This window comes from Nostoc sp. (genome assembly GCF_036919495.1).
Taxonomy (GTDB): domain Bacteria; phylum Cyanobacteriota; class Cyanobacteriia; order Cyanobacteriales; family Nostocaceae; genus Nostoc.
The window spans coordinates 1-23,783 of sequence record NZ_JBALBZ010000027.1; the positions used below are offsets into that span (position 1 = coordinate 1).

The 23,783-nt window shown below is 41.7% G+C and carries 21 protein-coding genes; 9 read left to right on the top strand and 12 right to left on the bottom strand.

Annotation, left to right across the window (positions count from 1 at the left end):
- Nucleotides 1-52: 52 nt before the first annotated feature.
- The 3 genes from V7K25_RS03140 to ada form a co-directional block, all read right to left on the bottom strand.
- Entirely contained in the window at nucleotides 53-1,063 is a 1,011-nt protein-coding gene (locus V7K25_RS03140; RefSeq protein WP_335154973.1) for a DMT family transporter, read from the bottom strand.
- An 84-nt stretch (nucleotides 1,064-1,147) separates the two neighbouring features.
- Nucleotides 1,148-1,786 (bottom strand): DNA-3-methyladenine glycosylase family protein, encoded by a 639-nt coding sequence (locus V7K25_RS03145; RefSeq protein WP_335154975.1) that lies wholly within the window; start codon nucleotides 1,784-1,786, stop codon nucleotides 1,148-1,150.
- On the bottom strand, nucleotides 1,770-2,855 hold the full coding sequence (gene ada, locus V7K25_RS03150) for a bifunctional DNA-binding transcriptional regulator/O6-methylguanine-DNA methyltransferase Ada (RefSeq protein WP_335154977.1): 1,086 nt from the start codon (nucleotides 2,853-2,855) through the stop codon (nucleotides 1,770-1,772). The genes V7K25_RS03145 and ada overlap by 17 nt, the downstream gene beginning before the upstream one ends.
- A gap of 682 nt (nucleotides 2,856-3,537) precedes the next feature.
- Between ada and V7K25_RS03155 the strand changes: the two genes are divergently transcribed.
- The 4 genes from V7K25_RS03155 to V7K25_RS03170 all read left to right on the top strand — a co-directional run bounded on the left by V7K25_RS03155 (nucleotide 3,538) and on the right by V7K25_RS03170 (nucleotide 8,646).
- The gene (locus V7K25_RS03155; RefSeq protein WP_335154978.1) at nucleotides 3,538-3,669 is read left to right on the top strand and encodes a hypothetical protein; all 132 of its coding nucleotides are present in this window, start codon (nucleotides 3,538-3,540) and stop codon (nucleotides 3,667-3,669) included.
- A 53-nt stretch (nucleotides 3,670-3,722) separates the two neighbouring features.
- Nucleotides 3,723-6,293 (top strand): sensor histidine kinase, encoded by a 2,571-nt coding sequence (locus V7K25_RS03160; RefSeq protein WP_335154980.1) that lies wholly within the window; start codon nucleotides 3,723-3,725, stop codon nucleotides 6,291-6,293.
- A gap of 87 nt (nucleotides 6,294-6,380) precedes the next feature.
- A complete protein-coding gene (locus V7K25_RS03165; protein ID WP_442948054.1) occupies nucleotides 6,381-8,120 on the top strand; it encodes a PAS domain-containing sensor histidine kinase in 1,740 nt (579 codons plus the stop codon).
- Nucleotides 8,121-8,346: 226 nt separating this feature from the next.
- Complete coding sequence (locus V7K25_RS03170) at nucleotides 8,347-8,646, top strand: hypothetical protein (RefSeq protein ID WP_335154984.1); 300 nt, start codon at nucleotides 8,347-8,349, stop codon at nucleotides 8,644-8,646.
- Nucleotides 8,647-8,938: 292 nt separating this feature from the next.
- On the opposite strand, the gene V7K25_RS03175 is transcribed toward V7K25_RS03170, so the two are convergent.
- Entirely contained in the window at nucleotides 8,939-10,531 is a 1,593-nt protein-coding gene (locus V7K25_RS03175) for an alkaline phosphatase family protein (RefSeq protein ID WP_335154986.1), read from the bottom strand.
- Nucleotides 10,532-10,834: 303 nt separating this feature from the next.
- Between V7K25_RS03175 and ureE the strand changes: the two genes are divergently transcribed.
- From ureE to ureG, 3 genes are read left to right on the top strand one after another with little or no spacing between them, the layout of a single operon-like run.
- Entirely contained in the window at nucleotides 10,835-11,281 is a 447-nt protein-coding gene (gene ureE / locus V7K25_RS03180) for an urease accessory protein UreE (RefSeq protein ID WP_335154988.1), read from the top strand.
- Nucleotides 11,256-11,948: an urease accessory protein UreF gene (locus V7K25_RS03185; protein WP_335154990.1), complete on the top strand. Its 693-nt coding sequence runs from the start codon at nucleotides 11,256-11,258 to the stop codon at nucleotides 11,946-11,948. The genes ureE and V7K25_RS03185 overlap by 26 nt, the downstream gene beginning before the upstream one ends.
- Nucleotides 11,949-12,007: 59 nt before the next feature.
- On the top strand, nucleotides 12,008-12,604 hold the full coding sequence (gene ureG, locus V7K25_RS03190; protein ID WP_335155095.1) for an urease accessory protein UreG: 597 nt from the start codon (nucleotides 12,008-12,010) through the stop codon (nucleotides 12,602-12,604).
- Nucleotides 12,605-12,920: 316 nt separating this feature from the next.
- Here ureG and V7K25_RS03195 read toward each other — a convergent pair whose 3' ends face one another.
- The 5 genes from V7K25_RS03195 to V7K25_RS03215 form a co-directional block, all read right to left on the bottom strand.
- The gene (locus V7K25_RS03195) at nucleotides 12,921-14,804 is read right to left on the bottom strand and encodes an ABC transporter ATP-binding protein (RefSeq protein ID WP_335154992.1); all 1,884 of its coding nucleotides are present in this window, start codon (nucleotides 14,802-14,804) and stop codon (nucleotides 12,921-12,923) included.
- A gap of 79 nt (nucleotides 14,805-14,883) precedes the next feature.
- Nucleotides 14,884-15,222 (bottom strand): HNH endonuclease, encoded by a 339-nt coding sequence (locus V7K25_RS03200; RefSeq protein WP_335154994.1) that lies wholly within the window; start codon nucleotides 15,220-15,222, stop codon nucleotides 14,884-14,886.
- Between the two features lie 180 nt (nucleotides 15,223-15,402).
- The gene (locus tag V7K25_RS03205; RefSeq protein ID WP_335154996.1) at nucleotides 15,403-15,975 is read right to left on the bottom strand and encodes a single-stranded DNA-binding protein; all 573 of its coding nucleotides are present in this window, start codon (nucleotides 15,973-15,975) and stop codon (nucleotides 15,403-15,405) included.
- Nucleotides 15,976-16,355: 380 nt separating this feature from the next.
- On the bottom strand, nucleotides 16,356-17,612 hold the full coding sequence (locus V7K25_RS03210) for an FAD-dependent oxidoreductase (protein ID WP_335154998.1): 1,257 nt from the start codon (nucleotides 17,610-17,612) through the stop codon (nucleotides 16,356-16,358).
- 269 nt (nucleotides 17,613-17,881) lie between these two features.
- A complete protein-coding gene (locus V7K25_RS03215; RefSeq protein ID WP_335155000.1) occupies nucleotides 17,882-18,310 on the bottom strand; it encodes a hypothetical protein in 429 nt (142 codons plus the stop codon).
- Nucleotides 18,311-18,713: 403 nt separating this feature from the next.
- On the opposite strand from V7K25_RS03215, the gene V7K25_RS03220 reads away from it, so the two are divergent.
- Nucleotides 18,714-20,036: an ABC transporter ATP-binding protein gene (locus tag V7K25_RS03220; protein WP_335155002.1), complete on the top strand. Its 1,323-nt coding sequence runs from the start codon at nucleotides 18,714-18,716 to the stop codon at nucleotides 20,034-20,036.
- Between the two features lie 50 nt (nucleotides 20,037-20,086).
- Here the strand turns inward: V7K25_RS03220 and V7K25_RS03225 are convergent, their stop codons facing one another.
- Nucleotides 20,087-20,233 (bottom strand): hypothetical protein, encoded by a 147-nt coding sequence (locus V7K25_RS03225; RefSeq protein WP_335155004.1) that lies wholly within the window; start codon nucleotides 20,231-20,233, stop codon nucleotides 20,087-20,089.
- A gap of 370 nt (nucleotides 20,234-20,603) precedes the next feature.
- Between V7K25_RS03225 and V7K25_RS03230 the strand changes: the two genes are divergently transcribed.
- Nucleotides 20,604-20,972 carry a hypothetical protein gene (locus V7K25_RS03230; protein ID WP_335155006.1) on the top strand — a complete coding sequence of 123 codons (369 nt, stop codon included), beginning with the start codon at nucleotides 20,604-20,606 and terminating at the stop codon, nucleotides 20,970-20,972.
- 16 nt (nucleotides 20,973-20,988) lie between these two features.
- On the opposite strand, the gene V7K25_RS03235 is transcribed toward V7K25_RS03230, so the two are convergent.
- Both V7K25_RS03235 and V7K25_RS03240 read right to left on the bottom strand, forming a co-directional pair.
- Nucleotides 20,989-21,915, bottom strand: a complete 927-nt coding sequence (locus V7K25_RS03235; protein ID WP_335155008.1) for a phosphodiester glycosidase family protein — start codon at nucleotides 21,913-21,915, stop codon at nucleotides 20,989-20,991.
- A gap of 85 nt (nucleotides 21,916-22,000) precedes the next feature.
- Nucleotides 22,001-23,269: a DUF4912 domain-containing protein gene (locus V7K25_RS03240; protein ID WP_335155010.1), complete on the bottom strand. Its 1,269-nt coding sequence runs from the start codon at nucleotides 23,267-23,269 to the stop codon at nucleotides 22,001-22,003.
- Between the last annotated feature and the right edge of the window lie 514 nt (nucleotides 23,270-23,783).

The window sequence follows — 23,783 nt, forward strand, 5'->3', positions numbered from 1 at the left end:
CGGGGGTCATGCCTATGGTTTAAGTAAGTATTGTGTTCTCCCCATACTACACTCATGAATCAGTATTTCTGCAAAAATGGGATGCTCCCGATTGGATCTGGGTATTAACTTTAGATTGCACAGCTTCTTTATTAGAAATTGCTAGATATATACCCCCTACAATTAGAGCCAAACCTAACAAGTTAAAAATACTCAAGTTTTCCGAGAAAAGTATCCAAGCAAGAATCGCAACAATCACTGGATTGAGTAGTAAGAGTAAAGAGATAAATCCTGATGAAAAATTTTTGAGACTGTATACAATTAGCCCATGACCCAAGGCTTCGCAAATAGCAGCTAGGGCAAAGACTACTAACCACCCCGATAAAGTAACTGGAAAAACTTGTTTTTCTAAGATTAGCACTACTGGTATCATTAATGAAGTTGCGATCGCACAGCGCCACAGGAGGATGGTGATAATTGAAAACTTATTGCTGATCTGCTCAATAAGTAAAAAGTTTGCTGCATAAAATATCGATGATATCAGGGCAACAGCATCACCTGTAATATTATTATTAGAACGCAATAAATCTTCTAATCCAACAGCGATCGCACCGATTATAGCTAAGATCAGACCGATGATAAATTTGCGCCCAAAAATTTGATTAAAAAATAGCCATCCTCCTAAAGTAGTAAATAGCGGATTGAGGCTACCTAAGGCATTAGCATTAGCAGCACCAGTCTGAGTTAGCGCCCAAGTCCAAGATAATCGACCTAATACATGAACTAGACCCACTGCGATTAAAAGCGCTATCTCTTTTATTGGATAAGGCTGCTGTGGTAATACAGGTTTATCATCTGTAATTTGAGTCCGTACTTGGTTAATTCCACTCCATAAGCCAAAGATAATAGTCGCTATCCATAAACGATTAAATAATGTAGCAACAGCGCTCATTTCTCTAACAGCAATTTTAATAAATATTGCTGTTAAAGATAAAGCTAATAATGCAATTATTACTATGATTATCGGCAGGATTTTTGAAGTTTTATCATTTTCTGGTGTTAGGCTTAATTGATTTTCTGCCATTTAGTTTATATTTATTATACGAACCGCCAAGTGCGCCAAGTGCGCCATCGCGCAGCGTCTCGTTAGAGAAGGGAGAAGTAGCAATTATTTGGGATTACTTAGGTAATAATGCCATAGAAGTCTTGCCGCAACTGCTCGCCACGGTCGCCAGTGCTGTGTCATTGCTTCTAGTTGTACTGGTGTTGGACGCGTCGCCAAGTTTTTGAGTTTTTGTAGAGCGATCGCGATCGCTAAATCGCCTTTAGGAAAGACATCAGGACGTTGCAGCGCCATTAACAAATAAATATCAACTGTCCAGTCTCCGATACCTTTGAGGCGCTTTAACTCAGTTCTGATCCTATTTTCGTCCATTTGTTCCAGCTTGCTGAGGTCAAGCTGACCAGTTGCGATCGCATTCGCCAACCCACGACAGTATAGAATCTTTTGCCGACTGAATCCAATCGCTCTTAATTGAGCATCATCTAATATCAGAAAATTTTCTGGCGTTAGAGTTACAACAACCCCACAGAGTCTTGTAAATACTGCCCTTGCAGCCGCTACAGAAACTTGCTGTTCCAGAATTATACACAACAGCGTTGCAAAACCCGCTTCTCTTGACCATATAGGTGGAGGCCCCAGTGTCTCTAAAATCCGAGCCAAATCGCTATCAAGTTTGGCAAGCACCATTAAACCACGGGTAAGACTTTCTTCAGTCAACGATTCTAGTTCAGGTGTTTGAGTCATCTTTGAGAAATTTCGATTCTTGTGTAAGCAGTTTTTGTTTGCGCTCAATTCCCCAGTGATAACCACCAAGACTGCCATTACTCCGCAGCACCCGATGACACGGTACAATCAGCGCGATCGGATTAGCGCCACAAGCATTACCTACAGCGCGGACTGCCTGGGGTTTGGCAATATCACAGGCGATATCAGTGTAGGTACGGGTTTCGCCATAAGGAATTTTTTGTAATGCTTCCCACACTTGTTTCTGAAATGCTGTCCCACGGACATCAAGTGGTAAATCAAGATGCGTTTCACCTCCCGCAATGAAGTCGAGGATTGCTTGTAGCCATTCCTTGTGTGTGTGGTCATCACGTATAATGTGTGCTTGGTGAAATTCCTGCTTCAAAATGTGTTCAAGCTTGTCTGCTTCATCACCTAGTTTAACGGCACAGATACCCTTCTCTGTTGTTGCCACAAGCAAATATCCTAGTGAACATGGAGCGATCGCATAAACAATGCTGATTGTCTTTCCAGCTTGTTGGTAAATCTTTGGTGTCATTCCCAATTGTTTAGGTGCTTTCTCATAGAGTTGGCTACTTGAACCATATCCCGTATCGTAAACTGCATCAGCAATTTCCTCCCCTGACTGAAGACGCTGCTTCAATCGTTGGCTACGCAGCGCATCTGCATATTGAAAGGGGGATACGCCAATTATTTGCTTGAATATTCTTTGCAGGTAACTGGGACTCATTTTCACCTGAGAGCATAATTCCGAGAGGGTTGGGATGCGATCGCCTTGTGCTTCAATATATCGACATACTGCTAAAACTTTCGCCTGAGCCGGATTTGGAACTCTTTCAAATTGTGGCTGACAGCGCTTACAAGGTCGAAAACCTGCAATTTCAGCCTCTTCTGGCGACTGGAAGAAACAAACTTGATTGCGATTTGGTCTGCGACTAGGGCAAATAGGTCGGCAATAAACGCCTGTAGAGCGAACACCGTAGAAAAGCTTGCCGTCAATTCTGGGATCTCGATTGACAACTGCTTGCCAAAGAGTTTCTTCTAAAACTGATACCTGTTGTAATTGCATTTATATCTCCTTAGATATATTACAAAGGGAGAAAAAGAAATCTAGTTCCCTCCCCTTTATAAGGGTCTACGGTATACAAGTCTAATTACCCCCCTTAATCCCCCCCTTATTAAGGGTGGAAACAAGAAATTTAGTTCCCTCCCCTTTATAAGGGGAGGGTTAGGGTGGGGTAAAACCTTGGCTAATCAGCTATTTCAGACTTGTTTGTACACCGTAGCTTATTAAGGGGGGGTGCCGCAGACGGTGGGGTTTTTTCTATGCATCTTCATACAGAATTAGTATTAAGTAAAACTAGATTAAATGCATCGATAAACTATTTTCTATCTGATTGTTGCGATCAAAGTTGATTATCTCAATTTTTCAATGTACAAACTCAGATACATTCAAGTCCTCAATCCCAAGCCGGAACTTCTCCCTACAGCCCTTGTCAAGAGAGGAGACACTGTTCGCATTCGGGCATCCTACGGCAGGCGCTAGCCTCTCCCTTTGTAATAGGACTTACGCAAAAGTACACGCTGTAGGGGCAATTCATGAATTGCCCCTACCTGAAAATAAGGGTTTTGGTTATTGTTTGCGTAAGTCCTGTGTAAGAAGAAGAGATGCAAAGTAGAGCATCTAGCGTGCAATGACTATGGAATCATAACTAAATTACCTGGACATAATATAACTCAGCACTCCTGAAATGATTCTCTCCCTGGCAAATCGTTCACCCGATTGGGGGAATGCGATCGCCTCATCAGGAACTACTCTGAAAGAAGGTGCAGTTTTAATTCTGTTAGCAATTATGCCTACAGAATCAAAACTGTTAAATTAGTTATTCTGGCTTTTAATTGTACATCAATAGCTTGTGTATCAAAGGGTCAAAGAGTGGATGAAACCGTTGTAAAATCGCTGTATACACCAAATTGCCCGCAAGACGCTATTAACTTGCTCTCAAAACTTGCTGTCAATTTACCAGGAATGATTTTCCAAGTTCTGCAACAGCAGGATGGTTCTGTGTTAGTTCTTTATGTTAGTTCTGGTTGTGAATATTTGTATGAATTAGAACCAGAAACTATACAGAAAGACTTTCGGGTGCTATACAAACTGATTCATCCACAAGATATAAAAACTTTTACAGAATCTATAGCTTATTGTACTACAAATATTACACCTTGGGATTGGGAAGGTCGCATCATTACGCCTAGTGGCAAACTTAAGTGGATTCAAGCTACTTCGCAACCCGAATTACAAGAATCAGGTGATTTGCTTTGGAATGGCTTGGTCATGGAGATTACAGACCGAAAACAAGCCCAAGAAAAATTGCTTGAGAGTGAGGCGCGGTATCAAGCAATTTTGGATGCTATCCCCGATTTAATGTTTCGCATCAGCCGTGATAGCGAATATCTAGATTTGAAAAGTGAAGGAGCAAATGTCACTCTTTCGAGAGAAGAAATAGTTGGGAAACATGTGCAGGAGTTATTGCCTAGTGATGTTGCCGCAATTAGCCTAGAAGCAATCGCTAAAACTTTAGATTCTGGAACTTTGCAAACTTGTGAATATCAGCTACCAACGCCTTTGGGACTCAAAGATTATGAGGCGCGGTTGGTAGTAAGTGGTCAAGATGAGGTAGTAGCAATTGTCCGAGACATCACAGAACGCAAACAAGCAGAAGTCGCCTTGCAAAATCTGGCCCAAAAATTTGCTAAAGCTTTTAGTTGCAGCCCCGATTCAATTACCATTAGCACACAACAAGAAGGACGCTTCATCGAAGTTAACGACAGTTTTGTGAAACTTTTAGGTTATGAGCGAGATGAGGCGATTGGTAAAACTTCTTTTGAGTTAAATCTTTGGGTACACGATCGCGATCGCCAGAATTTGTTACAAGAGTTGCAAGCCACAGGAGTTGTTCGCAACTTGGAAACTGAATTTCGGCAAAAGTCAGGCAAAATAATTACAACGCTGCTTTCAGCCGAAATCATTGATTTAGATGGTCTGCCTTCGATTTTAGCAGTCCATCACGACATTACAGAACGCAAGCAGGTGGAAGCACAATTACGTCTATCAGCAGAACGCGATCGCTTGTTGGCAAAAACCTTAGTCAGAATTCGGTCTTCCCTTAACTTAGAGGAAATTCTTCAAACCACCGTCACCGAAGTCAGGCAATTTCTACAAACAGATCGCGTTTTTATTGGTTTAAATAACACCCAATTAGGAGCCAGAACTCTTGCAGAATCAGTTGATCCTAATTATCCATCAGTCACAGGATGGTCTACTAAAGATGAAGCTTATCTACAAGAATTGAGAAACTTACTCAAAGATAATGTTGTCGGTGTCATTGAAGATGTAACGCAAGTAGCATTATCTCCCAAAGTCAAAGCGCACTTTCAAAAATTCCAAACGAAGGCGACTTTGACTGTACCAATTATGCTAAATAATGAATTATTTGGGGCGTTAATTGCCAATCAATGTTCAGGGCCGCGTCATTGGCAACCAATAGAAATTGATTTGTTACAGCAAATGTCAGAACAAGTAGCGATCGCCATTCACCAAAGCCAGATTTACCAAAAACTCGCAGAACTTAACACTAATTTAGAACACCAGGTAGAAGAACGAACAGCACAATTGCAGCAAAAAATGCAAGAAGTTGAAGAATTGCATCGGGTAAAAGATGTTGTTTTGCACACAGTTGCCCACGATTTACGAACTTCGGTGATGGGTAACTTGATGGTGTTAAAGAATTTGTTAAATCAGGGAGTGGGCAGTAAGGAAGCAGGGGAGCAGGGAGCAGGGAGCAAGGGGGAGAAAAAATTACCTCTTTCTCCTCTGCCCCCCGCACCCTGCCCCTCTGCCTCCTCCCAATCCCAAATTCCAGTATCTCGCTCGATAATTGAGCGGATGATTCAAGGCAACGATCGCCAACTGACAATGATTAACTCATTGCTAGAAATTAATTCTTGTGAAAAACAAGGTATTGACATTAAACCCGAACCTGTGGATTTTAACACTCTACTGGGAGCAACATTCACCCAGTTGCAACCCATACTGAGACAAAATCAAGCAACTCTAAAGAACTTGGTTCCCGCCGATTTACCATTAGTGATGGCAGATGCGACTCGGTTAGAAAAAGTTTTAGCACATTTAGTAACACATAGCTTGCAAAATAATCCACCAGGCTTAAATTTTATTCTGAGTGCCAGCGTTGAGGGCAAAATGATTCGCACTCAGATTCAAGATGACGGTGTGGTAATGAGTAAACTAGAGTGCGATCGCCTTTTCGATCTGCATGTCCGCGATCCCCAAGATTGTTGTTCTACAAGCATTGGCTTAAAAACGTATCTTTGTCGGAAAGTTATTAAAGCACATGGCGGCGAAATTGGTGTTATTAGTAACCGCAAGCGCGGGTTAACTTTCTGGTTTACACTACCTTTAGCAACATCTCCAAGAAATCGCCCATAAGTCACCAAAAAATGAGAGGGTGTTATTTATGGCAATGTTGAGTTAGAGAAACACCCTCAAGGTATGGGCAAAGTTGCTCGGATGCTAATGGCTACTCCGTTTACAACAGTGCAAAGGTGGTGCAAACAAAGCTTTTCTGCACCAACAAGAGACGAAACCACTACTCTTTACAGAGATTGGCGTAACCGTTTTTTGTGGCAGAGATTGCGTTTATGGTTATGCCTAGCGCTGATGTGTCTGTTATCTTTTACTTTGCGAGACATTTACGGCTTGTTTTTTCCTTTTGCAGAGTTGCAGCACCTGCCAGAAGTACTTAGAACTCAGCGCCTTGTAATTAATATTGCAATGTTGCTGAATATACTAATCTGCCTTGCTTTACATAAAACTAAGTTAGGTCGCGATCGTCCAGATTTATTATTTTTGGGGTCTTCTTGGTCAATTAGTTTAGCCTCACAGTTGTTTGCAACCATCACAGGTTTCGCACTACCCGATAGCATCGGTTGGTCGCTGCTATTCTTGAGTCAAGCTGTGTTGATGCCCGTCTGCTGGATTCTTCACCTGCTGACTCAAGTGAGTGTGCTAACTTACTATTTTGGTGTGAATACGGCACTTGGGCTAAAAACACCAATCCCCGACCATCCAGAAATATATAATGTAACATTCATTTTATACATTTTTTGGTTTTGTGCTATATGTGATATCGGTGTTTATCTGTACGATCGCCTGCAACGTTCTGAGTTTTACGCCCATAAAGAATTGGAATCTGCCTACCAAAAACTTAAGGTTGCAGAAGCTAAATATCGCAGCATTTTTGAAAACGCCGTTGAAGGGATTTTTCAAAGCAGTCCCGATGGACGTTACATTACAGCAAATCCGGCTTTAGCAAGCATTTATGGCTACTCTTTAGCGGAGGAGGTGACAGCAAATTCCACTGTTATTGAACAATTGTACGTTGATCCGAACCGCCGCGCCGAATTTGTCCGCCTGATGGAAAAGTATGGCAGCATTTCCGAGTTTGAGTCCCAAATTTATCGCCGAGACGGGAGTATTGTCTGGATTTCGGAAAAAGCCTATGCAGTGCGTGACGAAAAAGGAAAGCTACTTTACTACGAAGGTTTGATTGAAGATATTACCCAGCGTAAACAAACTGAAGAAGAACTACGAGTATTTTTCCATGCAGTTTCCCACGACTTACGTAACCCAGTGCTGGGTACTTTAATGGTGCTGAAAAACTTGCTTGCACGTCCAGGAGAGAATATTTCCATTTCACGCTCAATTTTAGAGCGGATGATTCAAAGTAGCGATCGCCAACTTAATTTAATTAATTCGTTGATGGAAGCTCATATCAGCGAGGTGCAAGGTGTTGTTTTGCAGCGTCAAGCCGTACAATTACTGACAGTTGTCGAAGCTGCGATCGTAGATTTAGAGCCATTGCTAGAGCAAAATCAAGCCAAGCTGACAAATTTAGTATCCGCAGATTTGCCATTAGTCAATGCAGATCCCACGCAACTATGGCGAGTTTTTTCTAACTTAATTGTCAATGCTCTAAAACATAATGCCCCTGGTTTGCTCTTGACAATTAATGCTACCTGTGAGGGTGAGATGATTTATTGTACTGTTAGTGATAACGGTGTGGGCATTAGTCAACAACAAAGCGAACGGCTTTTTGACCTTTATTTTCGGGGTGCAAGTATCCGCAATTCTGTAAGTTTGGGATTGGGGTTGTATCTGTGTAAGCAAATCATCCATGCTCACGGTGGCGAAATTGGTATTAATAGTGCATTGAATGCAGGGGCAACCTTTTGGTTTACATTACCTATTAGCTGACCTCCGGTTATTTATCCGCCAGCGATGCACTGAGCATAGCCGAAGTGTCGTACAAAATACTCAACTGAATTCTGACTTCTGACTCCTGAATTCTTTAGTCTGCCGTAAATCTTAGTATTAGTGACTAAAGTAACTATTTAAAGGTGACTTTAGATACAGGCTTGTGCCTGGTTATTCCAATTATATTGAGAATATACAAATCAATGCAACGGAGATTAAAGGATATATGAACCGCTTTAAATCTATTCTTCTTGGAGGCTTATTAGCAGCTGCTTCAATTGCCGCTCTTTCTCAAAATGCTAATGCTGCTGAATTTAAATCTGAGCATGAGCATTTTAATCGTAGTAATAGTGTAGCTTTTAATAACAATAGAGTCCAACACGAACGTCAAGTCCGTGAACAACGCGCTCGTGAATTGCGTGAACGTCAAGCCCGTGAACGACGCGCTCGTGAATTGCGTGAACGTCAAGCTCGTGAACGACACGTTCGTGAATTGCGTGAACGTCAAGCCCGTTTTAATCACTAAGCTGAAAATTTTCCCTCAGATTACGTTAGGAGAGTAGCAATACTCTCCTTTTTTTGTTTGTATAAATCTATTCAAATTAATGCCAAAATAATATTATTAGGACTAGCCCTTTCAAGGTGACTCGTAAAATAAGATTGTTTTTTCTCAGCGCTCTCTGTGCCTCTGCGGTTTAAAAGTAGTTTATTGAACCACAGAGACACAGATAACACAGAGATATAAAAGCACATAAATAAATGCGATCGCCTTTTCCCAGTGACGTGTTTAGCTACCAGAAATCTCTATTAAAAGATTCTCAAAACTTTCTGGCATCTTCGATTTCCGTTCCCGGTAATGCAACTGTATTTTCAGACCTAGCTCCCTGGAGCCTCCTGGGATCAAGTCCCAGTGCCTCCAATACTGTAACTGCAATCTGTTTGCTAGAAACTTTCTTGATCTGAAAAGTCCCCTTAACACGATCTTCTAGTCCACGACTACTGAGGATCAAAGAAATATGGGTATCGTCATCAGAAAAACCGCCGTGTTCTGCCCTTTTGGTACTGTCTGAAATCACATATCCTGGTTTGAGTTTGATAATGACATCAGGGGTACGATCTTCCTGCAACGGATTGCCAAAACCTGCTGCTAATAGTGCGCCACCCGAATAAAGTGTATCAATTGCTGGATTTGCCAGTTTCTTTAAAACACTTGTTGCAGTGCTAGCTTGGCTTTGATTTTTAAGCCAGAGTAAAACAACATCATCCTGAGTAGCTTGATTAACTGTAATACCAGCTTTCATTAGGGCATCTGTAAAAGTATTTTCGGGAATGAGGGTAGCTGTTCCCAAACGAGGATTTTGGCCATGTTTCGCTGTCAAAACTATCAGTGTCGAGTCAAATTTCCCTTCTTTTTTTAAGGTATTTACTATCTTGCCAATACTGCTATCTGTATGTTCCAGAGCATTAATTAAACCTGACGAAGGTGTGCCATTGCTGGCAATACCACCATTACTGCTGGCATCTTTCTGGGCTACGCTAAGAGCTTGGAAATTCATGCCAAAAATCGCGGGAATTCCGGGTTTAGCTGTACCTTGTGAATTTTTTCCAGCAATTTCGTTCAGTATCGCATTTACCTTAAGATCATCGTAAGCTTCCGTGAGGTTAGTGTCTTTAGTTGTCGTTTTAAATGTGAGATTACTAGGATTCTGAGCAGTTGATTGGTCTACAAGTTTACCATTTTCTAAGGCAACTTTGGCATTTATCTCTGGAGCGTATAAGTCGTCAACTCCTTTACCAGAAGGGCCATTGGCAATGTCATAAGCAGGATGCTTATCAATAAATGCAGTGTGCAAACCTGAAGCTTTAGCTATCTCAAAAATGGTATTTACTTTTAAATAATTGTGAGGATAAACACGATTTCCATTACTGTCTACTGGTAATTTACCTGGATCAATACTATTTATCCCGAAGTCACCGCCACCGCTAAGGAGATTCGAATTTTTATCAATGTTTTCCGCAAATTCAACTTCTATACCAGCAGGAGAACCTGGTTTTTCTGATAATACTCGACTATATGTATCGTCATAATAAACCCCAGTGGTTTTGGGACTTGCTCCTGTTAAGTAGTTTAATACACCAGGAAAGGAATCGGAGGGAGTGCTAGTAAAAGCGTTAGTGTAACTGATACCCGTTTCTTTCAAACAATTGATGTTCGGCAAATACTGTTGTAGTTTAGGATCTGACAAATCTGCTTGACGCAAACCATCAATTGATAGTAAAAGTACACTCTTAAACTTCCCAGGACGCTTATAGAAGGGTTCATTATCCTTCCGGCTATCAGCTATTCTGACTATGGGCGAGGAATAGTCATATCTGATTACTGGAGGCTGTAAGTATTGAATTGGTATCATGATGTTTATATATACTGTGTAAATAGAGTTCTAGAAGTTATTTTTGATAGTCACGCTTGGGCTTATGTCAATAAAGCTTCACAAAAGACTACTAAATTTTCAATAGAAACCCTAATATTTTCAACCTCAAGATACGAATAAAAGATTAAGAGAAGGTTATATCGAATAGTGACAAAAGGTTATGACATGAAACCAGTTAACTGGCAAGGAGACATGATTTAAGAGAGCTAAGGGTATTAGAATAATTCGTAATTAGTTAAATTAGAACCATAATAAAAAGCGGAAGTTCAGGTAAAACTCTGTATGCTGACATTTACTCAACTTAAACCACCTAATTACGATGCCGCAGTTACTTTTACTCTGGCGCTGACAGCAGAAGAACGTACCCGCAGCCGTCATCGTTTTGAAACCGAAGATGGTAAAGTTGTGTTTTTACGTTTACCCAGAGGAACTGTCTTATCCGATGGCGATATTCTCCAAGAAGAAACCTATAGCAGTTTAATCAGAATTACAGCCAAACCAGAACTAGTACTGACTGCTTTTGCCCAAACACCACTTTTATTATTACGGGCGGCATACCATTTGGGAAATCGTCATGTACCTGTAGAAATTACCCCAACTTATTTACGCTTGTCTTCAGATTCGGTTTTACGCACGATGTTAGAACAACTGGGCTTAGAAGTTAAAGAGGAAATTTTACCGTTTCAGCCAGAATTAGGAGCTTATGGACAACATCATCATGCTCACTGATAGCCATCTTTTGAGTATTTTACAGTTAGCTAGCCCCGCTTTACCTGTGGGAGCATATAGTTATTCTGAAGGATTGGAAATGCTGGTAGAAAATGGTACGATCGCTAACCACACACACCTCAAAGATTGGTTAAAAGCAGAGTTGCTCTACGGGGCAATTCGGTTAGAGGCGGCGGTGATGGTACGATCGCAGCAATCTGCAAAAATGGGTGATGTAGAGTCGCTATGCCGTTGGAATCGGTGGTTATCGGCTGCTAGGGAAACAGAAGAGTTACGCGCCTCTAGTTGGCAAATGGGGCGATCGCTGATCCAATTACTTGGTAAACTAGAACCGCAGATTATACCTATTGCCAATGCTGTCGGTAATCCTTGCAATTATGCGATCGCTTTTGGTATTGCAGTTGCTCATTGGCAAATTAGTATCCAAGCCGCATTACTCGCATATCTGCATAGTTGGGCAAGTAATTTGATTACTGCGGGTGTGAAACTTATCCCGCTTGGACAAACAGCAGGACAGCAATTATTACTAGATTTGCAACTATTATTTAGCGTTGCGGCGTTAGAAATTCTCGCATTGCAGGATGATGAACTCGCCTGTTGTAGTTGGGGTTTATCGCTGGCGAGTATGCAGCATGAAACGCAGTATACAAGGTTGTTTAGGAGTTAGTCAAAATAATTCGTAATTTGTAATTCGTAATTATTACAAAGGACAAATGACAAATGAAAATGAATGCATTTCGAGTGGGAGTTGCTGGCCCGGTGGGTTCGGGGAAGACGGCTTTGGTGGATGCTTTGTGTAAGGGATTGCGTGAGCAGTATCAGATTGCAGTGGTGACGAATGATATTTATACTCAGGAGGATGCTCAGTTTTTAGTGCGTTCTCAGGCGTTGCCAAGCGATCGCATTTTGGGTGTAGAGACTGGTGGTTGTCCCCATACTGCCATCCGCGAAGATGCTTCGATGAATTTGGCGGCAATTGAACAGTTAGAAGAACGTTTTATCGATTTGGATTTGGTATTTTTGGAAAGTGGCGGCGATAATTTAGCTGCTACCTTTAGTCCAGAATTGGTAGATTTAACGATTTACGTTATCGATGTTGCGGCTGGTGATAAAATTCCCCGCAAGGGTGGCCCCGGTATTACTAAATCTGATTTGTTGGTGATTAACAAAACTGACCTAGCACCCTATGTTGGTGCAGATTTAAATGTGATGGAACGAGATGCTAAAAAAATGCGCGGCAATAAACCTTTTATTTTTACTAATTTAAAAACTCAGTCTGGACTTGCAGATGTAATTAACTTTGTTTGCACAAATATTTGTTGAAAAAGAAGTCAGACTTCAGAATAAAGACAACTAAATCTGCATATTTAGTATGGGTGTAAAAATGCCGTTTAGGAACTTCCAAATAAAAAATACTCATACTTCTTGTGGGGTGGGCGTCTCGCCCGCCCGTAGTCAAAGGCGGACAAGATGTCCACCCCACAAGATTGGATAATTTATTTGTTGGAAGTCGCTGATTTAGACGTGACGCTTGAATACTCGCTAACCCTGCGCTATCCGCAACTTGTACAGAATTCATGCTGTTAGCGGTAGCGGGGCGTTTAGCCCCATTCTGACTGCTGACTCCTGAATTCTGTTTCTATAAAGCCTTCAGATGCCGACTTCGCACCCGTTCAGCACTACCAGTAGGAATCGCAGCAATTAATTTTTGCGTGTATTCTTCTTTGGGTTCTTGGTAAATGCTTTCGGCTGTGCCTTCTTCAACAATTTGACCGCGATTCATAACTAAAATGCGATCGCTCATAAATTTCACTACACTTAAATCGTGAGAAATAAAAATATAAGTAAGCTGAAAGTCTGACTGTAATTCTTTGAGAAGATTTAATACTTGCGCTTGTACTGAAACATCCAGCGCTGAAACTGATTCATCGCAGATGATAAACTTAGGGTTTAACGCCAAAGAACGGGCTATACAAATTCGTTGGCGTTGACCACCAGAAAACTGATGAGGATAGCGGTTAATCGCATCTGCACTCAACCCCACCCGTTCTAAAAGTTCGACTACGCGCTGCCCTCGTTGTTGCTTTGTCTTACCCACAGCGTGAATTAACAACGGTTCCATCACCGCATCCCCAACCTTCATCCGGGGATCGAGGGAACTAAAAGGATTTTGGAAGACTATTTGCATTTCCCGCCGCAGTTTTTGCAACGGTTCACCTTTGAGGCTAGTAATATCTTGTTTCTCAAAGATAATCTGACCACCCATCGGTTCAATTAATCGCAACAAGGTTCTGCCAAGGGTGGTTTTACCGCAACCAGATTCTCCCACTAAACCTAGTGTTTCTCCTGGTTTGACATCAAAAGAAACGCCATTAACTGCCATATTGTAGCGTTTTGTCCCACCAAACACCCCGCGCACTGGAAAACCAACTTTCAGGTTACGGATTTGCAGCAGAGGTTCCTTTTGATTAAAGTTTGCCAATCTTGCAGCAATTTCTTCGGTGGTGACTTCTGTGGGTTGTGCTGGTTCTTTCGGCTGAATTACTACTTGTCCCGTTGCTGTCTCTTCTGCACTCATGTAGTCAGAAACGGTGAGTAATTTTTGGGGACGACGGTTGAGTGTGGGCCGACAAGCTATCAAACCTTTAGTATATGGATGCTGAGGACTGCTGAAAATTTGCCGAGAAGTACCAGATTCAACAACTTTACCTTTATACATCACCGCTACTTCGTCAGCAATTTCTGAAATTAGCCCCAAGTCGTGGGTGATGAAAATCATTGCCATGTCACGGCTTTGCTGCAATTCTCGCAACAAGTCCAAAATAGTCGCTTGCACCGTCACATCTAAAGCTGTGGTTGGCTCATCGGCAATTAAGATTAATGGGTTGCAAGAAATTGCCATTGCAATCATTACCCGTTGCAACTGACCGCCAGAAAGTTCATGAGGGTAGCGTTCCAGCATGGCTTCTTTGTGTTCTTTAACCAACTGTGCCAACTTTGATGGTTCTGGTTTCGATGACTTGCTGGTTTGATGCCAAGTTTCGATATACTGCTGCTGGATCTCCTCATCACTAGGTAGAAGTTTAACCTCTTGTAGACCTGCGATCGCAATTTGTCGTGCTTGGGCTGCTGACACATTTTGATGCCGCATAATCGCTTCTGTTAGCTGAAAACCGATGTTATAAACTGGATTAAGCGAACTCATCGGTTCTTGAAAAATCATGGCGATGTCGCCACCCCGATGTAACTGCATTTGCTCAGGAGGCAATGTTACCAAATCGATGGCGTTGGCATTCTCCTGCGGACGAAACCAGATTTCACCGCCAGTAACTATACCGGGACTTTGCAACAAACCCATTACAGCTAGGGCTGTCACTGATTTACCACTCCCCGATTCTCCTACTATTCCTAGAGTTTCACCTCGATGCAGCCCAAAGGAAATACCATCCAAAGCTCTGACAGTGTTGCCATCACCGGGAAATTCAACTTGGAGATTGCGAACCTCTAGGACAGTTTCTCTCATAGGAGTTGGGTGGAAATATTAACTTAAAATTATTTGATTTTAACAATAGTTTTGATGTATATGTGGATAAATTTGGTTTTTACCTTTGGATTGGATCGTCCATTGATGGATGCCGACCGATTTCTTTATCAGCTGCACGAATATTAATAATCCGTTCCCGATTCAAGATTAATACAGTGACGGTCACTCGTCCAATAGGTGTCAAACCAACAATTAGCAGTCCATCCGCAGACCAGATAAAATGCTCACTCCAAATGTGCGATCGCGGATTAAACAGTAAAACTTCTTCTCCAGATTGAGGGTCAGTTGCTGTAAGCCGATTTGTCTTCCTGCGATTGCAGTGAAAGCAAGCCAACGCCAGATTTTCCAAATTATCTGTTCCACCTAATGATCTACTGTGAATTGCACATATTGCCATTGTTCAGATGCATGACAGTACTCACACAAGTAGTTGGCGCGTTGACGTAATTGCTTTTGTATAGATTCAGTAGATAAAAAAAATAGCACATCTTCAAAGATGGCTATTTCTAAAATTATTTAATCCTAATGCTTTTTGCCAAGTATGTAAGTAAATTGAATACACGCTCAACTACCAACTTTAGAACGGAATATCATCTGGATCTGGTTCTTCCGCTTTCACTGCTGGATAAGTGGTTCGCTCATAATTTGTGGGTTGGGGTACAGGTTCGTAACTTGGTGTTTGGGGAGCAACGCCAACAGGATTTGTCGCCGGGGTAGGCGCTGGACGTGGTGAATCGTAACTGGGAACCTCTTTCTGTGCAGGACGAGATGCTGATGGTTGTCGGGGGGCAGTTTCAGTGAATGATGGAGTTACGGTTGCTGAAGGCAATGGATCGGTATTAAAACTACCTCCAACAGGTTGAATTTGTTGCACTGTCAATTCAGCGCGTTTTTCTTTAAAACCTTCTTGACGCTCAACAGTATTCATGTTTAAACGTCCTACCAGGATGACGCGATCGCCTTGGTGGTAGTTTTGCTGAATTTCTGTCGCTAAATTCCCCCAGCCGACAACTTTCAGTGTGGCTGGCGGATCTTCTTGTTTCTGGGAATTGGGAAACTGCACCAGCATTTCCGTGACTCCCAGATTATCTGCTGTATAACGCAGTTGCGGTTCGTTAATAATTTCCGCCATCAAAACGCAGCTGTTCATTAAAATTACTCCTGACTGCAAAAAGTACTGATTCAAAAAGACAAGGTTTTTCTATTTAGTGCCAATTAATATCTAGATAGGTTTAATCTTTTGCATTTTTTAATAATGTTTGAACAAATTTTCTAACATAATTCAGAAGTCAGGAAAACAGTTGATGAATGAATATACCAATCATACTAAACTCTTTATCAATTCTGACTTCTTACTCCTGGGTGCTGAATTCTTTTTAGTCCTTTCTAGCATAAAAGCCAAGCGATCGCTTTGAACAGCATAGAGTATGCTGCTTTCCACCCTCGCCTGACTAAATGAGCATTGAATTCTGTCTGGAGTAGTATAATTGTACCACTTATTGATTAAATAGAAAAAATTATTGGCAAAAATTAAGTCTTGACGTGAACTGGAAAAACACCCAAGGCAATCAACCTACCTGGAAGGTCACGCAAGATGGGTAAGCGCAAAAACGCAGGTGGTACAAAGGTGCGATTTGAGATGAGAACTGGGGCAAATACCCGCTTTTGGATAAAAGTTTGAAACGCCTGAATGATCCGTGTGGGCAACTCGCGTTGACGCTGTACTTTTGCTAGCTCGCTAAGTTGTACTTGTCCGTTCTTGAGCGGTTTGCTGAGTACATTCGCCGCGACTACAGCATCTTGAATCGCGTAGTTAATGCCAACTCCACCAACGGGGGACATTATATGGGCAGCATCACCAATGAGTAACAAACCTGGACGATACCAGCGTTTGACGCGGCTGGACTCCACTGAAAGAAAAGCTATTTGTGACCAATCATGTAAATTTTGGATGCGTTGCTGGAATTCTGGCACTACTTCCACAACAGATTTTTTTAATTCCTCCAAACCCGCAGCCCGCAGTTGATGATAGCCTCCTTTAGAAATAACATAGGCAACTTGCCACTCATCACCACGGTCAAGCATGGCAATGATTTTACCTTGACCAAAGCGCCCCATCCCCCCTTCAGCGTCTTCTGGCTGACGCGGTAGGCGGAACCAGAGTACATCCATTGGTGGCGAGGTTTCGATTGACTCAAACTCACCCAGGTGACGTAAACGTGAGTGGCGACCGTCTGCGCCAACTGTCACTATTGCCCGGATTTCATGCCAACCACCGCCTCCCCGATAGCGGACACCTTGAATTACGCCATTTTCCGTAATTAATTCCTGTACATTCGCACCCATTACCAGATGGAAATTAGGATATTTTTGTGCTTCTTGGGTGATGAACTCCAGGAATTTTACCTGGGGAAGCATCGTAATATAGGGGTAATGGGTTTTCAGATGACTAAAATCTGCCAATGTGACAGTATCTTGAGGAGTTTTAAACCTAATTTGGCGCATTTTGGTATGGGGGAGTTTTAGCAAGTGATCGCTAAGTCCCAATTCTTCCATAATTTCCATTACCGACGGATGAATCGTATCGCCGCGAAAGTCCCGATCGAAGTCTTTGTGTGCTTCCAGCAGCATCACAGAAATGCCTTGACGTGCTAACAACAGCGCCAATACTGCTCCTGCTGGGCCTCCACCCACAATGCAACAATCTGTAGTTTGTCCGTCTACAATGTCATGGACAGGGTTAATGCTTGGGTCTTGGGAAAGATTTTTAGGTACATCGGTAGTCATAACAACACCTCCTGATAGCCCTAAAATTCAGCATAGTTTGCTTTTGATGTTGCAAGCTGTTTTTTTTACTTTTCGTATTTACATAGATGTTATTAACCCTTCATACCAAGTGAAGGTGGAACCGATCCTGGATATCTACGCCTAGACAAATCTTGTCCATTCCAAGGGTATAAGGCACAAACTTCTTCCCTGTTGTAAACCAATACCTCTTCAAGCTCCTCATAAGTCCATTTACTATAATGAACAATTTTTTCAAGGAGAAACTCGATTTAACGTCCAGCAAAAGCATCTTCCAGTATGCGTTCTATACCCGTTTCAGCAAATGCTGCTAAAAAAATAATTGCTTTAAGATTACGTAGAACTATAGCTTCATAAGTAACAACTTTTATAAAATCCCGAAGACTAATGGTTTTTGCTACAGAAGAACCTCTGGCAGATTTACCTTCAAATTGCCTGATAACCCTAAGCTCAACTTGTGCGCCTGTAAAACCTGTATTCTGTAAACTTTTCAGCCATTTTGACTGTCTTTTTGTGCGGTTGTAAAACCAACGATCTGTATACCCAAGAGCAATACCTGTTCCTTCAATACCAAGACGCTTTTCATTACTAGGCAACATGTAAACGTCTAAGAAAGAATTGCCAAGAGGGATATCACAAGCAACCGCTTTAATAACATCAAACTCAGAAACATCACTCATGGTAGAAACACCTGACTACGCATTTAAATAAGTATAAGACCAAGTAATATAAGAACAGCATATTAAAAACTAAAAGTTTATATCCAAAGTACGGTTAACCGAACTAAAAATACGGTTATTACCTAATTAAGGAATGTATAATTAAGCTGATTTAAAGAATAAATACTAAAACACGTTTATTCATGTTGCCCGGAGGAACTGGAAGACCGCTTCGCTGCTTAATCGTCTTCCAGTTCTTAAATGAAAGGTTTTGAAACCTAAACTTTCAGTTACCCTGAACGTGTATTATGATGGGCGCTAAACTGTCATTTGTCATTTGTCCCTTTTTCAAGCTAATGCCCAATGCCCAATGCCCCATGCCCAATGCCCCATGCCCAATGCCCAATGACAATAATTAACAATTGTGTCCCAAGTTGTTTTAGAAAACGTTTATAAAAGTTTTTCCCCGCGTAAAGGGGAAAGTGTGACCTCACAAACTCAATCTCCCCTCACGTTTGGGGAGAAAACTGATGCAGCGCAAGAACGGGCGGGAAGTGTCAACGTTTTGCGACGGATTAACCTGACGATCGCAGATGGCGAGTTTATGGTGCTAGTGGGCCCTTCTGGTTGTGGTAAAAGTACCCTGCTGCGCTTAATCGCTGGTTTGGAAGTGATGACTGGCGGTAATATCTGGATAGGCGATCGCTTGCTCAATGACCTACCACCCAAAGAACGCGACATCGCAATGGTATTTCAAAATTACGCCCTCTACCCCCACATGACGGTGTACGACAACATCGCCTTTGGGCTGCGCCGCCGTTTTGGGAGAGCAGGGGAAGCAGGGGGAGAAATTACTCCTTCATCTTCCTCCTCATCCCCTTATGTTCGGACGTGGACAGAAAATCTTTTTGTGGGTGCGACAAGAAAGTTACCTAAAGGACTGCGCTACATTTCTGACAAAGAACGGGCGGTGGATGAACAGGTGCGTAGTGTTGCCCAACTGTTGCAAATCGAAACATTGCTGAATCGCTTACCCAAACAGCTATCTGGCGGACAAAGACAACGGGTTGCATTAGGACGAGCGATCGCGCGTGACCCCCAAGTATTCTTAATGGATGAACCGCTTTCTAACTTAGATGCCAAACTGCGGGCAGAAACCCGCGCTCAAATTGTCAAATTGCAGCGCCAACTGGGGACAACGACAATTTACGTTACCCACGATCAAACCGAAGCGATGACAATGGGCGATCGCATTGCGATTATGTCTGAGGGTAAAATTCAGCAAGTTGCTTCTCCCTTAGAACTTTACAACCGCCCTGCCAATCTTTTTGTAGCAGAGTTCATTGGTTCACCACCGATGAATTTTATTCCTGTAGAATTTCATGCTCCACAGTTGATTACTCATTCCCAGTTTCGTTTCACCCTTCCAGAAGTTTGGGGAAGAGCTTTACAAAAATATGATCGGAAAACTCTAGTTTTAGGCATTCGCCCAGAACACTTGAACTTGAGTATGCCTGCTACCAAAAATATACCAGTTCAAGTAGATTTGGTAGAGAATCTCGGCAACGATTCCTTTCTCGCAGTTAAGATTGCCGAACCGGGATCTCAACCTGCTACTACCAATTACTTACAAGTGCGAATACCACCAGACCGATTTGTACAACCTGGGGAACAACTTTGGTTATCGCTAACTCCAGAAAAAATTCACTTTTTCGACCCGGAAACTGAGCTAGCAATATTTCCCTAAAGTGGGAGCAGGGGAAGCAGGGGAGGAGAAATCCGATTATCGCTTTCGTTTTAAAAATTGGGTAATTTAATTTCTGGAACTCCCTTAAAAGACACTCCCAAATCGGAAATTAGTTTTGTCTGAAGCGTTGCGGAAGCGATCGCAAAAGTCCAAACGGAATCAGAATTGAGAGCAATTGTTTCAGATTGCGATCTCAAGGCAGAGCATCACAAATTTTATAATAAATTTAATTTATCCTTTTAACAAATAAGACTATTTGCTTTTATTTTATAAATCGCTTTATGCTGAAATTAGCAGAGATTTGTACTTTGAACAAAAATAAACTTGGCTTGCGATTAATACAAGCCTTTGGCTCAGTAATTAATTTTGCAAATCTCTAGTACAACACGGCTGAAATAAACATACCATTTCAAATGTCGCAAGAACATGGAATACAATTCTTTTGACTTCCGCCTTGCAGTATTAGTGCTATCAAATTTAGGTGTCTTGCCAGCATTCAAACAGCAAACTAATGCTAACTAAATTCCCCAAAGAGACTTTAAGAAAATAAAGGAGAATAATAATTAAATGCTAGATCAGCAGATTGATTATCCTACCAGACCCAAGACAAGTGCGATGATCATGAAACTTTTCCAAATCACTCTAGTGGTTTTAGTACTTTTGATAAACTTAGCAATTGCTTTCCCCTCTTGGGCGGAAAAAGCGCCTTCTTTAACTAGTAATTCTGACTACTTTCAAGTAGGGCAAAAAGTCATTTGGCTTTACAAACCTCGCGCCGATTCTAGCGATGTCCAAAGAATTCCCGCCGAAGTAATCAAGTTAAGTTCCAAGCAAGTGCAAATCAAGGTGTATAAACATAATCACGAATTTGTCAATCGTTGGGTGAATCCAAACAAGCTTGAGAATTCGCAAAAAATTAAAGAGTCAATACTATAAAATTGAGTCATTATTTTTATTTTTTGTAAATCAAAAAAACTGAACCAATCGGCCCAAAGTTTTCTACATAAGTTTTCTGGTTATAATACAATCCTGGAGACATACCGCCATCAAATAATATCGCTTCTTGAATCTTACCTAAACAGTTATTGCTAGCAATACCTTCTAAGACATTATCAAACATGTCTGGCAGTAACTCTTGATTAAGTTGAGATAATTCAATATCTGAATTAGCCTTCAAGTCATTAACTAATAAGATTACATAGCCTTGATTGGTAATAGCTGCCATAGAGCGATTTTTAGCATTTTTACAAGCAAATTCTCCTAAATCTTGACAAATATCTTTAAATTTACCCTGACGATAGAATCTGCCATTACCACCCACTAAGTTGTAATTGAGAATATCACTTTTTCTTCTACCAGCTTGGATAGTAGCCTGTCGCTGATTGGGTGTACCTCCTGATATTCCAAAGGAAGAACGCTTATTTTTAAATGCTCCTGAATACTCAACACCACGAGAAACATTTAAGCCTTGTGGTTTATCATCAGTACCTATATAGTCAGCATTAATTGCAGCAATGGGTGGGTGTCCATTTAATTTGGCATTCTCATCACCTATGAGTTCACGAAACTGTTTTGCTACATATTCTTTACGCAGTTTCCCCCTAGCATCTTTGGCGTAGAGTTTATGAGATAGACCAACATTAACTTTGAAATCTAATTCTGCTGATTTAGGATTAAAAATAATCACATTGTTAATACCTCTTTGATTTCTTTTACCTTGATTATTGGTTTTAAAAAAATCGATGCTGAACTTAGCATCTTTGCCAGGACAAGTTTTAGATGCTTTTAGGACTGAATTTGCTTCAATCTCTTGACAACCTGATAATAAGGTTGCACCAATTATCAAGATAAATAACAAAAATAATTTTTTTGTAGACATAATAATGCAAAAAAAACCGCTACAGAATTACTATAGCGGGGAATAATTTAAAATTTCAGTCTGGACTTTATCTTAGAACCAAAACTTAAGAGAACCATTCTAAAACAGCTTCTTCTTTGGTGTTGGTATTTCTAGATGGTGTCTCACGGTTAAATTTCATTTGAATTGACCGGGTTTGCTCACCATCAGCAGCTACAGCTAAAATTGGATAGTCAATTAAACCATCCTGGAAGGACATCTGGAAGCGGAATGTTCCATCTGGATTTAGCTGAATTGGACGGCCACCAATGGTTACGGTAGCATCTGGTTCGGTTGCACCGTAGACTATCAATTCAGCATCAGCAATTAACCAGAACTGGCGCGGACGCACTGGTACGGCGGAAGCCGAGAAGCCAACACCTGACATTCCTGCACCGGAAGCGGTTAAGCCTGACACGGTAGGAACTGCCCACATACCCACACCAGATGGGAAAATGTAGGAGCTAATAGCTTGTTCAGGACGCGCTGCTCCTGGTACTTGGTGCTGGGAACCGAAGATAGAACCAGCAACCCGTAGTGATTCGGCAGATTCTGCTAAACCAAAGATTTGGTCGTAGATGGGGTTGCCGTTAACGTTACCATTGACAACACCATTACCATTGGCGGTAGCTGCAACCTTCTTGGCTGGGGGTACGAGTTCGTACTGAGTCTGACCACGCAAATCTTCTTCAAAGTTAACAGTGATGAATACATCCTCAATCCAGTCAGAAGGATAAACGGGAGGAATGTGTACTTTAGCAGAACGAGCTAGTACTAACCAGCGACCATCAGCAGCACGATAGCCGATATCTATCACATAATCGCGATCGCTAACTGGAACTGGTAGATACCATTCTCTAGCTAGTTCATCAGCAGGATATTCTTGAATGCTGTGGGGGCTTTGGTATTCGATATTGATGTCGGTGACATCATAAATCCGTAGTGCGAGTTGTTGTCCCCCTTGTCGGCGCAGTTCCTCTTTATGCTCATTGGGAATATCCCAGTAAGTGTAAGCCCACTGAGGATCTCGTGGTAAGAGTACAATCCGGCTGTCACCATAGCCAGAAGGCAAATCTGCGAGTCCTTCATCAACATCAGCCAAAGATCCACCAGTCCGATCTTCCTGACCTAATTCAAACTTTGCAGCTTCCACGGTTTCCTGTGCCTCCAATGAACGAGATGGACTAAGTAAATTTTTACTGCGCTGGACTTCTTGAATTGATGCCAGCAGTTGTGATTTACGCATTCGGCTATACCGAGAGATGCTATATTCGCTAGCAACTTTGCGTAGTTGGCGTAAGGTCATCTCCTCTAGTGGCGGGCGTTCTTTTGCCATTATTTTGGCCTCCAGTAGTTTAAGCGGTAAATGATTTCCCCTGGTTAAAGAATGCTATATAAAATGTCATCCACTCCAGATGAATTTCTTATCCTGACTCCTGGTTTTGCCCAGTGTTTAAGTTTTTTAGTCTGTTTTTAAATTGGGATCACTTCCAATCAATTCCTTAGTTATGCCAAAATTAGCATTTCTTTGGGATCGAGGAAGTTCTATCTGTTAAGTCAATATTAACCACTAAGCATATCTAGGGATCAAGGGGTTTTAATAGCTTTTTTGCCTGTTTCACGAATTTATAAGCCCTTTCGGGATCGTATTGTCATTATTTCATGACAATACTAGCTGCCTAGATGTTAAGCAATGGTAATAATGTCAATTTTTCATGACATTGTGTTTTGGGCATTGAACCCACCACTATAGGGCTTCTAGGTTGAGTCGAATACAGACCTAACCCCCAGCCCCTTCACTTGCAGGGAAGGGGAGTAAGATTCAAAACTTTTCTCCTAAATTAAGAGAG